Below are 12,862 nucleotides of genomic sequence, written 5' to 3'. Positions count from 1 at the left end.
CGCCCGCACGGTCATGGGCCTTCCACCGCGTACGTGACCAGCGTGGTGAGCACCCGCTTGACCGACTCGCGATCGCGCACGTCGCACAGCACGATGGGGATGATCTCGTGCAGTGAGAGCGCCCGCCGTACCTTCGCCGTGTCGTGGCGGCGGGCGCCGTCGAAGCAGTTCACGGCGACCACGAACGGAAGGCCGCGCTGCTCGAAGTAGTCCACCGCGGGGAAGCAGTCCTCCAGGCGGCGGGTGTCGGCGAGCACGACCGCGCCCAGCGCGCCGACGGCCAGCTCATCCCACATGAACCAGAACCGGTCCTGCCCGGGCGTGCCGAACAGGTACAGCCACAGCCCCTCGCGGATCGTGATGCGGCCGAAATCCAGCGCCACCGTGGTCGTGGTCTTGGCCTCCACGCCCGAGGTGTCGTCCACCCCGACGCCTCGCTCGCTCAGCAGCTCCTCGGTGTGCAGCGGCCGGATCTCGCTGATCGTGCCCACCATGGTCGTCTTGCCGACGCCGAAGCCACCCGCGATGAGGATCTTGATGGCCAAGGCCGAGGCGACCGCGGTCGTCCCCGGCTCAGAGGCTGCGTAGTCCATGCAGCACTTCCCTGTAGATGCGTTCGTCGATCGTCTGCGCCACCGGGCGCGGGCGCTCGATGGTGACAAAGCCCTCGCGTCGCAGGTCGCCCAGGATCACCCGGGTGATGTTGAGGGGCAGCCTGAGGTGCGCCGCGACATCGGCCACCGGCGTGGGCCGGCGGCACAACGACAGCACGGCGCGATGCTCCGGGATCAGCTCCGACACGTACGAGCCGCCGACCGTCGTGACGATGGCGACCAGGTCGAACGTCTCGCCCTGTGGGCGCGCCCTGCCCCCGGTCAGCCCGAACAGCCGGATCAGCGGCCCGGGATCCTCCCCTGTCACGCTCTCGCGCCGTTCCAGGCGGGTGCCGGTGCCGCCCCCCTCGGCTGCGCGGTGAGGTGCTCGCCCACCCGCTTGACCATGAGCGCCATCTCGTACGTGACCATGCCCAGCTCGGCGTCGCCCGAGGCGAGCACGGCCAGCCGGGCGCCCTGGCCCGCCGCGGTGACGAACAGGAAGCCGCCTTCCAGCTCGATGATCGTCTGCCGTACACCGCCCATGCCGAAGTGCCGTCCCGCGCCCATGGCGAGGCTGTGGCTGCCGGCGGAGATGGCGGACAGGTGCTCGGCGTCCTCCCGGGTGAGCTCCCGGGAGCCGCCCATGGCCAGCCCGTCGGCGGACAGCACGATGGCGTGCCGGATGCCGGGGACGCGCTGGGTGAGGTCGTCGAGCAGCCAGCTCAGTTCACTTCTGGGGTCGGGCATCGGGATGGTCGTCCTTTCGATTCCACACGTCTTGTCCCTGCTCCGCTTGGTGGCGGCCCTGCTGCCAGCCGCGTTGCATGGACGACATGAGCTGTGCGTGCTCCTCCGGCGAGCGCACCGAGACCGCGCGCGGCTCCACGCGCCTGGTGGCACGCAGTTGGGGAGCCATGCTGGTCTGCGGGATCCGCATCGGCAGCCCGTCGAGGTCCTCGGTCGTCTCCTGGGGCGGCACCGTGACGCTCCACTCGACGTCCGGCGCGGGGGGCTTGGCGGCGCCGTGCGCCTGCCTCAGCACGGGCCCGGCGTCCGGCTCGGCGGTGGACCCGTTGCCCGGTGCCGGCCCGTTCACCGGCCCGATGCCGTTCGCCTGGCGCGGCCTCGGCGCGGGGTTCGCCTCGAACCAGGTCGCGACCTCGGGCGTGTCCGGCGTACCCTCGTCCAGGCCGGGCTGCGCCGCGCCGAGCGCCCGCCGAGCTCCGACCGGCCGGCCCTGGCGGGCGGCGTGGTCGGCCGGTCGCGGCGAGCGCTGCGGCGCTGTGACGGCCGGGGCGTCGGCGCCGGCGAGCAATGCGGAGGGCAGCAGTACGATCGCGGTGGTCCCGTCGTACGGCGAGCGCCGCAGCATGATCTTGATGCCGAGCCGCGCGGCCAGCCTGGACACCACGAACAACCCGAGCCGGTCGCTGTCGGCCAGGTCGAACTCCGGCGGCTGGGCCAGCCGGGCGTTGATCTCGTCGAGGGTGGCCTGGCTCAGCCCCAGACCACGATCCTCCACCTCGAGCGCGAAGCCGTTGGCCGCCGTCATGCTGCGGATCTGCACGCTCGTGTCGGGCGGGGAGAAGACGGTGGCGTTCTCCACCAGCTCGGCGATCAGGTGGATCACGTCGGTGACCGCGGCACCGACCAGCAGCGGGGCGTTCGGCATCGGCGTGACGGTGACGCGGGTGTAGTCCTCGACCTCCAGCACCGCCGCGCGGACGACGTCGAACAGCGACACCGGGTCACGCCAGCGGCGCGCCGGGGCGGAGTCGGACAGGATGATCAGGTTCTCCGCGTGCCGCCGCATGCGGGTGGTCAGGTGGTCGAGCTTGAACAGGTCCTCCAGGACCTCGGGCTCGTCGGCCCGCCGCTCCATGGTGTCGAGCAGGGCGAGCTGGCGGTGGAGCAGCGCCTGGTTACGCCGGGCCAGGTTGAGGAAGACCTGGCCGACACCCTTGCGCAGGCTCGCCTGCCCCACCGCGGCCTCGACCGCGGTCCGGCGCACCTCGGAGAAGGCGTGCACCAGGCGATCGACCTCGGCGGTGCCGGCCGGGTCGAGGACGGGGGCTTCGGTGGCCGGGTCCACGTCGTCGCCGCGGCGCAGCCGCTCGACCAGCCGGGGCAGCCGCTGCTCGGCCATCTCGGCCGCCGCCGCCTGCAGTCTCTTGAGCTCGTCGATCAGCGAGCGGCCGAACCGGTACGACAGCGCCACCGACGCGAGCACCGCCGCGAGGCCGAGGACCAGGACCAGCCCGATCCGCCAGTACGCCCCGGTCTTCTGCTCCGCCGCCTGGGCCTGGACATGGTTGAGCTCATGCCGCGTGTCGAGGTACATCGCGCCGAGCATGGAGTCGGCGTCGCTCTTCCACTCGACGGGGTCGACAGGTGGCGCGCCGCCGCTCGTGTCCCACGTGAACAGCTCGTCCTCGATGTCCAGCAGCCGCTTGTACGCGGCGCTCTCGACCAGCTTGTTGAGCCTCACCTGCATATCGGCGTCGACGTCGCGCTCGGCGTTGGCGAAGACGATCCGGCGGCTGGTGAACGCGGCGACGAACGCGGCACGGTCGGTGGGCGTCATCCTGCGCACCACCATCGTGCTGGTGAGCACCGCGTGCTCCCGGCCCAGATACTCCCCAGCGGCGCTGTAGGCGGCCATCCCGCGCACCGAGCGGAAGGACGAGACGTCGCTCAGCGCGTCGCGGTCGCTGAACTGCTTGTTGGCGACGTCGATCAGTTTGTTGTAAGCGTCGGTGATCGCCAGTGGCGGAGCCAGCACGCCCCCGTCGGCGGACTCACGCAGCGACCGTAACCCGTCGAGCGCCTGCAACAACGCCCGCACCTGGGCGGGCGTCTCCGCGCCGTCCGAGGTCACGTCAACGGATCCGATGACCTGGCGCAGCTGCTCGGCCTTGGCATCGGTGACCCGCCGCTGGTGGGCCAGAGGAACGGACGCCGCGGTGTCACCCGCCGCCTCGGCGGACAGTTGCCGCTCCCGCTGCAGTTCGACGATCAGCTGCAGCACCGGCGACCCGATCTCCTCCCAGCGGTCCTGCGCCTGGGAGACCGTGACGATCTCCGCCACACTGGAGTAGGCGATGAATCCCCACAGAGCGACCATGGATACCAGCGGGAGCAGGAGGATCCTGAGCAGCTTGGTACGGATCGTCGGGGGCGAGCTCATCCATTTTGTCCAATTCCGCACGGGGTGGTGCGCCTCTGGGCAGTCGCGGGCCGGTACCCCCCCGAGAGTGCCTGCCACGACTGGGACGCCTGTGGTTGGTCCACTATGCCCATGGGGCACATGGACTTCAAGGTACGGATGCGAACAATTGTCCCGAAAGTCGTGCTGACTCTTTGTCAGCGCACGGTTCGTGACCGTTACGACGGAGATCTCACGCAGAGTGATGCTTATTGGACTCGCCGGAGCACAGTGACGCCAGACGGGGGCAGGGTGACGACGCCGCCCTCTTCCCCGGATGAGTCGAGTGCGGCGGTCCACCCACCGGGGAGGGTGATGTCGTGTTTGTCGCCGGTGTGATTCAGCAAGATCAGGAAGCTGCGCCCGGCGCCTTCGCGGACGCTCGCCTGCACCCCGGCAGGCAGGCCCTCGACGACGGGAGTCACTCCCGCTTCGGCGAGCGCCCGACCGAGCACCGCCCGCATGGTGGCGGGGTCGAGCCGGGTCGAGAGGTAGCGTGCCGTCCCCTGGCCGAACTCGTGCCGGGTCGCCGCCGGGCGGCCGGCCCAGTCCGGAGAGTCGAAGGCGATCTCCAGCTCGGCGCCGGCCAGCCGGAGATCCTCGCGCCACAGGTCGGCGACACCTTCGAGGTGCGCGAGCGCCCCGTAGCCGCGGACGGGGAACGTCTCGCGCTCGGCCGCCGGGCAGAACTCCTCGACCCGCACCCCGAGGACCTCACGCAGTGGCGCCGGATAACCGCCCAGGTGGACCCGGTCGTGCTCGTCGACGATCCCGCTGAAGAAGGAGACGACCAGCGCGCCGCCGCCGGAGACGTACGCCGAGACCCGCTGCGCGTCCTCGCTCGACAAGAGGTACAGGTTCGGCACAACGACGAGCGCGTAGCCGGCCAGGTCGGCCGAGGGCGGCACCACGTCCACGCCCACGCCGAGGTCGAACAGGGGGCCGTAGTGGTCGAGCAGGCGCTCCTCCTGGCGCACGCCGTCCGAGGGGTGGGAGTCGAGCTCCAGAGCCCACCAGCTGTTCCAGTCGAGCAGGATCGCCACCCGGTTGCGGACCCGCGTGCCGACCAGGTCGGGCACCGAGGCCAGCTCCTTACCGAGCGCGGCGATCTCGCGGTGGACCCGGCTGTCGGGCCCCGCGTGCGGCACCATGCCCGAGTGGAACTTCTCGGCGCCGCCGCGTGACTGCCGCCACTGGAAGTAGAGGATCGCGTCGGCGCCGTGCGCGATGGCCTGCCAGCTCCACAGCCGCATCTGGCCCGGCTGCTTGATCGCGTTCCTGGCCCGCCAGTTCACCGCGCTCGGCGCCTGCTCCATCAGGATCCAGGGCCGCCCTCCTCCGGCGCCGCGCATCGTGTCGTAGACCAGGCCGGGGAACAGATGCGGCCGCTCGTCGTGGGGGTCGGGGTAGGAGTCGACCGCCACGACATCCAGCCTCGGCGCCCAGTCGAAGACGTCCACGGCCTTCAGCCCCATCAGGAAGTTCGTGGTGATCGGCACCTCGGGGGTGACCCGCCGCAGGATGCCGGCCTCCAGGTCGAAACAGGCGCGCAACGCCTCGTTACTGAAGCGCAGGTAGTCGAGTTGCTGGGCCGGATTGGGGTAGGTCGGAGCCACCCTGGGCGGGCGGATGTGGTCGAAGGACGCGTAACGCTGCGACCAGAAGTCCGTCGACCAGGCGTCGTTCAGCGCCTCGACGTCGTCGCCGTACCGCTCCCGCAGCCAGCGGCGGAAGTCGTCAGCCGACACCTCGCAGTAGCAGGCGGGGATGTGACAGCCGTACTCGTTGCCGACGTGCCACAGCCCGAGGGCCGGATGGCCCCGGTAGTGGGCGGCCAGCCGCTCCACCAGCAGCGCGGCCCGTTCCCGGTAGACGGGGCTGGACGGGCAGAAGTGCTGGCGCCCGCCCGGACCCAGCACGGTGCCGTCCGCGGTGACCGGCAGAATCTCAGGATGCTCGTGGACGAGCCACGGCGGCGGCGAAGCGGTCATGGTGGCCAGGTCGGCGGTGATCCCGTGCGCGTGCTGGTCATCCAGGACCTGGTCGAAGAAGGAGAAGTCGTACGCTCCGCGTGCCGGCTCCACGCGGGCCCAGCCGAACACGCCGACGGTGACGAGGTTCACCCGGGCCTCGGCCATGAGCCGCAGGTCCTCTGCCCTCGTCTCGGCCGGCCACTGCTCGGGGTTGTAGTCGCCGCCGAAGGCCACGCCGCCCAGCCGGCGCCAGAGCCGCTCGCCCGAGGACGGGGCTCCGGCGGTGCCGGAGACCGGCGTGACATCGTCAGGTACGGCGTTCATCGTCGGCGCGGCGGCCTCGACGGGCGAGGTCCGCCGCTCCTCCCTTCTCTTCGTCGCGGCCCGGTGGGGCCGCCGGGATCGTTTTCTTCGTCGCGGCCCGGTGGACCGACAGGTCATCTTCGTCACCGCGGCCCGGTCGGGCCGACAGGTCTTCTTCCTGGTCGGCGCCCGGTCGGGCCGACAGGTCCTCTTCTTCGTCGGCGCCCCGTCGGGCTGACAGGTCGCCTTTCTTCGTCGGCCCGGCCGGACGGGCCGACAGGTCGTGTTCTTCGTCGGTGCCCCGTCGGGCAGACGGGTCGTCTTTCTTCGTCGCGGCCCGTGGAGCCGGTGCGGGCTGTTGGATGGTGGGCGTAGTGGACGGGCGGGTGGGCGGGGTGAGGCGGCGGGATCAGGCCGATGGCGGCGGCGCGGCGGTGCTCTCCCTCACGATCAGCTCGGGGCCGACGAAAGCGGTCGCGGACGGGACCGTGCCGCCCTCGATCTGGTCGATCATGAGCGACACGATCCGATCCGCCACCACGTCGAAGTCCTGGCGGACGGTGGTGAGCGGCGGGGACAGGTAAGCCGACTCGTCGAGGTCGTCGAACCCGGCGATGCTGACGTCCTCGGGGACGCGCCGGCCCGCCTGGACCATCGCGCGCATCACGCCGAGCGCCATCTGGTCGTTGGCGGCGAAGACGGCCGTGACGCCGGGCCGCCGGGCCAGGACGCGGCCGGCCTCGTAGCCGCTGCCCGCGCTCCAGTCCCCGTACAGCAGCTGCGGGACCGCGGCGCCCGCCTCCTTGAGCGTCGCGTGCCACGACTCGGCCCGCCGCCGCGCGGCGTAGGAGTCCTCGGGCCCGGCGACGTGCCAGACCGTCTCGTGGCCGAGGTCGAGCAGGTGACGGGTGATGAGCCGGGCGCCGAGCGCCTGGTCGGTGTCGACCATGGGATGGCGGTGGCTGACGTCGCCGTCGGCCATCACGACCGGCACGCCCGGCGGCAGGCGCAGCGCCGGCGTGTCGAGGATCTGCGCCTCGATGAGCACGATGCCGTCGACCGCCTGCATCGTGAGCTGGTCGAACGCCTCGTGCACGGCCTGCTCGGTCTGCGACTCGATGGCGATCATGTTCACGGTGTAGCCGGCCCGCTGCGCCGCGCGCGTGATGGAGTCGACCGTGCGTGCGTTGCCGAAGCTGCCGAGCCCGAAGCTGATCAGCCCCAAGGTGCGGAACTGGCCGGTGACCAGGGCACGCGCGGCCGTGTTGGGCCGGTAGCCGAGCACCCGCATGGCGGACAGGACCCGCTGGCGGGTCTCGTCCTCCACGTTGGTGCGGTTGTTGGCCACCCGGGAGACCGTCTGGCTGGAGACCCCGGCCATCGCGGCGACATCGGCCATGGACGGCCGCCTGCGCGTGCGTCGTCCTGCCGCCGTTTCCTGGGTGGCGCCGTCCACTCACACCTCCGTACGAAGTCTCGCATGATGTTTACGCAAACATGGCCGGTCCGTCAACGACCGCTTCGGTCGGCAACAAATGTGGCGAAAATAGGCAGTTGTGTTAACTGACGGTTACCTATTGACATGATTCCGGCGGCAAGTCCAGACTACAGATCGTCTTCATCATGTTTGCGCAAACACACGATCATCGCGACTGCCACTGGAGTCAGGACACGGTGGCGCAGGTAGCGCTGCGGTTGCCAGGCCGTAGACGCCCCGACAAGGAGAGTTCAGTGCCAGTCCCCATGGCAACGCGAACATCACACTGGAGCACGGAATGACCGCGCCGGCCACCGGGCTCCGGCAGGCCGGCCTCGCCCGGCCGTTCGTGCGCCTGCGCGTCGCCGGCTACGCCTTCTTCCTGCCGTTCTTCGTGGTCTTCCTGATCACGGTGGTCGCGCCGCTGCTGTACGCGATCTACCTGAGCTTCTTCCAGGACCGCCTGATCGGTGGCACGGTCTTCGCCGGTCTGGCCAACTACACCCGCGCCGTCGGCGACGCGTTGTTCGGCGCCGGCCTGCTCCGCGTGGCGCTCTTCCTGGTCGTGCAGGTGCCGATCATGCTGCTCATCGCCCTGGGATGCGCGCTCGCGATCGACAGCGGCCGGCTGCGCTGGCCGTCCCTGTTCCGCATCACGATCTTCATGCCGTACGCGGTGCCGGCCGTCGTGGCGGCCCTCATGTGGGGCTACATGTACGGCGACGAGTTCGGCCTGGTGGGCCAGATCGGCGACGTCTTCGGCGTCACACTCCCCGACCTGATGTCGCGCTCCTGGATGCTGGGCTCCATCGGCAACATGGTGACCTGGGAGTACGTCGGCTACAACATGATCATCCTGTACGCCGCGCTGCGGGCCATCCCGGATGAGCTTTACGAGGCCGCCGAAATGGACGGTGCGGGGGCCATCCGTATCGCCTGGAGCATCAAGCTGCCCGCCCTGCGGCCCGCGCTGCTCGTGGCCACCGTCTTCTCGATCATCGGCAGCTTCCAGCTCTTCAACGAGCCGAACATCCTCCAGAAGCTCGCGCCCTCGGTGATCACAACGAGCTACACGCCCAACATGTACGCCTACAACCTGGCGTTCAACGGCCAGCAGATCAACTACTCGGCCGCCGTCGCCGTCGTGCTGGGCCTGGTCACCGTCGTGGTGGCGTACGTGGTGCAGCTCATCACGGCGAGAAGGGAGCAGACGCTGTGACGGCCGTCGCCGGCGCGCCCGCCGCCACCACCGCCCAGCGGGGCGCGCACCGATCCATCAAGGCCAGGCGCCGGGGCAAGAGCCCCGTCCTCACCCTGATCATGCTGGTCATGTTCGGGTACGCGGTCCTGCCGCTGTTCTGGTTGCTGGCCAACTCCAGCAAGACCAGCGCGGATCTGTTCTCGACCTTCGGGCTCTGGTTCGGCGGGGACTTCCACCTGTTCGCCAACATCGCCGAGACCCTGAGCTACAACAACGGCATCTTCCTGCGCTGGTTCGGCAACACCGTGCTCTACTCCGTGGTGGGCGCCGGCGGGGCGGCCCTGCTGGCCACCATCGGCGGATACGCCCTGGCGAAGTATGACTTCCCCGGCCGCAAGCTGCTGTTCGCGGTCGTGCTCGGCGCGATCTCCATCCCGGGGACGGCCCTCGCCGTGCCGACGTATTTGCTGTTCAGCCAGATCGGCCTCGTCGACACCCCGTGGGCGGTGCTCATCCCGTCGTTGTGCAGCCCGTTCGGCCTCTACCTGATGCGCGTCTACGCGGCCGACGCGGTCCCCGACTCGATCCTGGAGTCGGCCCGGATCGACGGGGCGGGCGAGTTCAGGATCTTCCGCACCATCGCGCTGCGGCTGCTCGCCCCCGGATTCGTCACGGTCCTGCTCTTCTCACTGGTCGCGACGTGGAACAACTACTTCCTGCCGCTGATCGTGCTGAACACGCCGGACTGGTTCCCCCTCACCGTCGGGCTCAACCAGTGGAACGCCCAGGCCAACAGCGGCACCTCCGGCGCCGTCGACGCCACCTACAGCCTCATCCTGACCGGCAGCCTGCTGTCCATCGTGCCGCTGATCATCGCCTTCCTGGTGCTGCAGCGGTTCTGGCAGTCGGGTCTGGCCACCGGCAGCGTCAAGCAATAACCCCCGTGAATAAGGAAACGCCCATGAGAACTCTTCCATCGCGGCGCGGTGTGATGACCGCCGGGGTCGCCACCGCCCTGTCACTGGCACTGGCCGCGTGCGGCGGCGGCAGCGGCGGGGGCGCCACCACCGCCCCGGCCGCCGCCCCGAGCGCGTCGGCCGCCGTCCAGGACGCGCTGAGCAAGCCGGCCGAGCTGACCTTCTGGACGTGGGTCACGGGGATCGAGAAGACCGTCGCCCGCTTCCAGGCGAAATATCCGAACATCAAGGTCAACGTGGTGAACGCGGGGCAGTCCGCCGACCAGTACACCAAGCTGCAGACCGCGATCAAGGCCGGCTCCGGCGCGCCCGACGTGGCGCAGATCGAGTACTTCGCGCTGCCCCAGTTCGCGCTCTCCAAGCAGGTCGTCAACCTCGCCGAGCACGGCTCCGACGCGCTCAAGGACAAGTTCGCCCCCGCGGCGTGGGGCCAGGTGGCGATCAACGGCGGCGTGTACGGCATCCCGCAGGACACCGGCCCCATGGCGATGTTCTACCGCAAGGACATCTTCGAGAAGCTGAAGATCGAGCCGCCGAAGACGTGGGCAGAGTTCATCGAGGCGGCCAAGAAGATCAAGGCCGACAACGCGGACAACTTCATCACCTCCATCGACCCCGGCGACGCCGGCGGCGTGGACAGCCTGATCTGGCAGGCGGGCGGCACGCCGTTCAAGACCTCGGGCGAGAGCCAGGTCAGCGTCACGCTCGCCACCGACCCCGGCGTCAAGCAGTTCGTCGGCACCTTCGGCACCCTGCTCGGCGAGAAGCTGGTCGACCCGCAGCCCGGCTGGACCGACGAGTGGTGGAAGGGCATGGGCTCCGGCAAGTACGCGGTCTGGATGACAGGCGCGTGGGCCCCGAACGGCATCATCAACTCCATCCCGCAGACGAAGGGCAAGTGGGCGGTCGCCCCGATGCCGCAGCACGACGCGGCCAAGCCGATCAACGCCGAGAACGGCGGCTCGTCGGTGGCGGTCATCCCGCAGAGCAAGAACATCCCGGCCGCCGTGGCCTTCGCGCAGTGGCTCAACTCCGACCCGGAGGCGGTCAAGTCGCTGAACGAGGAGGCGGGGCTGTTCCCCGCGACCAAGACGCTGCTCGACGACCCGTCCTTCCGTGACGCGCCGCAGGAGTTCTTCGGCGGGCAGAAGATCAACCAGGTCCTCGGCGACGCCTCGGCCGCCGTGAAGGCCGACTGGCAGTACCTCCCGTTCCAGGTGTACGCCAACAGCATCTTCAAGGACACCGTGGGCCAGGCCCTCGACGGCAGCGGCGACCTGTCCGCCGCGCTGAAGACGTGGCAGGACCGCATCACCGCCTTCGGCACCGAGCAGGGCTTCACGCTCTCGAGCGGCTGACCGGACGAACGGCGGCCCGGCGGGAGGTGCCCCCCGCCGGGCCGCTGCTTCAGCTCACTCCGGGCAGGACGAGGGCCGCGCTGCGCTCGTCGGAGTAGTCGGCCCAGCGCTTCGCCCGCCCGGTGGTGACGTCGACCGCGTAGGAGTACATGTGGTCCTTGTCGCCAACGTTGACCAGGACCTCGGAGCGGCTCAGCCAGAGGCTGGTGCCGTCGACGACGCCCTTCTTCGGCAGGCCGCGGACGGTCACCTTGCGCAGGGTGCGCCCCGTCTTGGCGTCGAGCAGCGTGAGCCTGCCGAAGCCCGCCTTGTTGGCGTCCGAGAACTCGACGGCGGCCACCGTGCGGCCGTCCGGAGACAGCTCGCTGAAGTGGATGAACACGCCGTCGAAGCGCACCGGCTTGCCTCCGCCCTTGACCGGCATCAGCCACAGGTCCGTCTTGACGTACCGGACGAGCTCGACCAGGCCGTTCCTGATGCTGATCACCTCATACTTGCCGGGTATCGGCACCGCCTTGTTGGCCAGGTCGATCAGCAGGCCGGGTTCCTTGCTTCCCTCGCGCGGGTCGAAGGCCATGTACCGGCCGTCGTCGGAGACCGCCAGCAGGGCGCCGACGCCGATCCGATCTTCTTTCACCGTGACAGGGGAGACCGTCCTGTTGCCGGTCTCCAGCTTGTGGACGACGAACGTCTGGGCGCGGCGCTCGTAGTAGGCGAGCATGCTCCCGTCCCGGCTGATCGCGAGGGGCCCCCGCCGGCCCTTGCGGGTCGAGACGAGCGCGTCCGGCACCCGGTACGTTTTGCCGCTCCGCGTGACCACCCGCCACTCCACGGCACTGCAGTCGGCCTTGCGCGTCACCTCGTCGATCTCGCAGGGCGTCTGGTAGGCGTGGCTGATCGCCCCCACGTTGCGATCGGGCAGGTCGGGCACCGTGTCCACCTGCTTCTGCGTGGCCGTCTGGTCGGTACGCGGCCAGGCCATGACGGCCCCCGCCGTCGTCACCACCAGCGCCACGACCGTCGCGGCGGCGACCACCGCCAATGTGGTGCGCCGCCTGCGCCGATGGCCCTCGATGGCCACGTCGGCCAGGCTCACCGGTGGGGCCTCCGCCGCGAGACCCTCCAGCGCGTTGCGCAGCCTCGTCATCGGGCCACCTCCTCGACGTGTAGATCCATCAGCTCGGGCGCGATCTCGCGCAGGCGGGCCAGCGCGCGATGGGTCTGGCTCTTGACGTTGCCGATCGAGCAGCCGAGCACGTCGGCCGTCTGCGCTTCGGTGAGGTCCTCCCAGAAGCGCAGCACGATCACGGCGCGCTGCTTGCGGCCCAGCCGGGCCAGTGCCTGCCGCAGCACGATCCGATCGAGCGTGGCTTCGTCATAGGAGGCGCTCCGCTCGGGCGGGTGCGCGCTCGGTAACTCAGGGCGATGACGGCGCCGCCAGGAGATGTACTGGTTGACCAGCGCCTTGCGCGTGTACGCCTCGGGGTTGCCGCTCCTGGACAGCTTGGACCACTGTCCGACGACCTTGGACAGCACGCTCTGCAGCAGGTCCTCGGCGAGATGGGCGTCTCCCATGAGCAGGTACGCGGTCCGCATCAGCGATTGCTGGCGGGCCAGCACGAACTCGCGGAAGCCCTCGTGTTGATCCAATGTGCTCTCCTCTCGCCCCTTCCCAACGCGACCCACTGGCCCAAAGGTTGCACCCCCGACTCTCCGTTTCCCGGCCCGTCGGCTCGGCTTCATCGGCAAGCCTCCCGTGGCTGTTAGAGATT

At 69.9% G+C, this 12,862-nt stretch carries 12 protein-coding genes; 4 read left to right on the top strand and 8 right to left on the bottom strand.

Annotation, left to right across the window (positions count from 1 at the left end):
• Positions 1-11: 11 nt before the first annotated feature.
• From OHA25_RS25215 to OHA25_RS25195, 5 genes are all read right to left on the bottom strand, one after another.
• Complete coding sequence (locus tag OHA25_RS25215) at positions 12-593, bottom strand: GTP-binding protein (RefSeq protein ID WP_327589969.1); 582 nt, start codon at positions 591-593, stop codon at positions 12-14.
• A complete protein-coding gene (locus tag OHA25_RS25210) occupies positions 574-921 on the bottom strand; it encodes a DUF742 domain-containing protein (RefSeq protein WP_327589968.1) in 348 nt (115 codons plus the stop codon). The genes OHA25_RS25215 and OHA25_RS25210 overlap by 20 nt, the downstream gene beginning before the upstream one ends.
• On the bottom strand, positions 918-1,343 hold the full coding sequence (locus OHA25_RS25205) for a roadblock/LC7 domain-containing protein (protein WP_305915280.1): 426 nt from the start codon (positions 1,341-1,343) through the stop codon (positions 918-920). Before OHA25_RS25205 ends, OHA25_RS25210 begins: the two co-directional genes overlap by 4 nt.
• A complete protein-coding gene (locus OHA25_RS25200; protein ID WP_327589967.1) occupies positions 1,324-3,783 on the bottom strand; it encodes a sensor histidine kinase in 2,460 nt (819 codons plus the stop codon). The genes OHA25_RS25205 and OHA25_RS25200 overlap by 20 nt, the downstream gene beginning before the upstream one ends.
• Before the next feature lie 227 nt (positions 3,784-4,010).
• On the bottom strand, positions 4,011-6,098 hold the full coding sequence (locus OHA25_RS25195; protein ID WP_327589966.1) for a beta-galactosidase: 2,088 nt from the start codon (positions 6,096-6,098) through the stop codon (positions 4,011-4,013).
• Between OHA25_RS25195 and OHA25_RS25190 the strand changes: the two genes are divergently transcribed.
• Positions 6,073-6,315: a hypothetical protein gene (locus OHA25_RS25190; protein ID WP_327589965.1), complete on the top strand. Its 243-nt coding sequence runs from the start codon at positions 6,073-6,075 to the stop codon at positions 6,313-6,315. The genes OHA25_RS25195 and OHA25_RS25190 overlap by 26 nt on opposite strands.
• A 171-nt stretch (positions 6,316-6,486) precedes the next feature.
• Here the strand turns inward: OHA25_RS25190 and OHA25_RS25185 are convergent, their stop codons facing one another.
• Entirely contained in the window at positions 6,487-7,533 is a 1,047-nt protein-coding gene (locus OHA25_RS25185; RefSeq protein ID WP_327589964.1) for a LacI family DNA-binding transcriptional regulator, read from the bottom strand.
• A gap of 319 nt (positions 7,534-7,852) precedes the next feature.
• Here OHA25_RS25185 and OHA25_RS25180 point away from each other — a divergent pair, with 319 nt between their 5' ends.
• Genes OHA25_RS25180 through OHA25_RS25170 form a run of 3 tightly spaced genes read left to right on the top strand, consistent with a single transcriptional unit; the run spans position 7,853 to position 11,090 of the window.
• Entirely contained in the window at positions 7,853-8,773 is a 921-nt protein-coding gene (locus OHA25_RS25180) for a carbohydrate ABC transporter permease (RefSeq protein ID WP_305915284.1), read from the top strand.
• The gene (locus OHA25_RS25175; RefSeq protein ID WP_327589963.1) at positions 8,770-9,693 is read left to right on the top strand and encodes a carbohydrate ABC transporter permease; all 924 of its coding nucleotides are present in this window, start codon (positions 8,770-8,772) and stop codon (positions 9,691-9,693) included. Before OHA25_RS25180 ends, OHA25_RS25175 begins: the two co-directional genes overlap by 4 nt.
• Before the next feature lie 23 nt (positions 9,694-9,716).
• Positions 9,717-11,090 carry an ABC transporter substrate-binding protein gene (locus OHA25_RS25170; protein WP_327589962.1) on the top strand — a complete coding sequence of 458 codons (1,374 nt, stop codon included), beginning with the start codon at positions 9,717-9,719 and terminating at the stop codon, positions 11,088-11,090.
• A 49-nt stretch (positions 11,091-11,139) separates the two neighbouring features.
• Here OHA25_RS25170 and OHA25_RS25165 read toward each other — a convergent pair whose 3' ends face one another.
• Both OHA25_RS25165 and OHA25_RS25160 read right to left on the bottom strand, forming a co-directional pair.
• Positions 11,140-12,237, bottom strand: coding sequence for a hypothetical protein (locus tag OHA25_RS25165; RefSeq protein WP_327589961.1), 1,098 nt, complete (start codon positions 12,235-12,237; stop codon positions 11,140-11,142).
• Positions 12,234-12,740 (bottom strand): SigE family RNA polymerase sigma factor, encoded by a 507-nt coding sequence (locus tag OHA25_RS25160; RefSeq protein WP_327589960.1) that lies wholly within the window; start codon positions 12,738-12,740, stop codon positions 12,234-12,236. The genes OHA25_RS25165 and OHA25_RS25160 overlap by 4 nt, the downstream gene beginning before the upstream one ends.
• Positions 12,741-12,862 lie beyond the last annotated feature (122 nt).

Origin of the sequence: Nonomuraea sp. NBC_00507 (assembly GCF_036013525.1) — a bacterium.
In the GTDB taxonomy this organism is placed as follows: Bacteria; Actinomycetota; Actinomycetes; order Streptosporangiales; family Streptosporangiaceae; genus Nonomuraea.
This window is presented reverse-complemented; position numbering and strand designations above follow the sequence as displayed.

Excerpts from the sequence above, each read along its gene's own strand:
- OHA25_RS25215 (WP_327589969.1), bottom strand. The coding sequence starts at position 593 with ATGGACTACGCAGCCTCTGAGCCGGGGACGACCGCGGTCGCCTCGGCC.
- OHA25_RS25205 (WP_305915280.1), bottom strand. The coding sequence starts at position 1,343 with ATGCCCGACCCCAGAAGTGAACTGAGCTGGCTGCTCGACGACCTCACC.
- OHA25_RS25200 (WP_327589967.1), bottom strand. The coding sequence starts at position 3,783 with ATGAGCTCGCCCCCGACGATCCGTACCAAGCTGCTCAGGATCCTCCTG.
- OHA25_RS25195 (WP_327589966.1), bottom strand. The coding sequence starts at position 6,098 with ATGAACGCCGTACCTGACGATGTCACGCCGGTCTCCGGCACCGCCGGA.
- OHA25_RS25180 (WP_305915284.1), top strand. The coding sequence starts at position 7,853 with ATGACCGCGCCGGCCACCGGGCTCCGGCAGGCCGGCCTCGCCCGGCCG.
- OHA25_RS25170 (WP_327589962.1), top strand. The coding sequence starts at position 9,717 with ATGAGAACTCTTCCATCGCGGCGCGGTGTGATGACCGCCGGGGTCGCC.
- OHA25_RS25165 (WP_327589961.1), bottom strand. The coding sequence starts at position 12,237 with ATGACGAGGCTGCGCAACGCGCTGGAGGGTCTCGCGGCGGAGGCCCCA.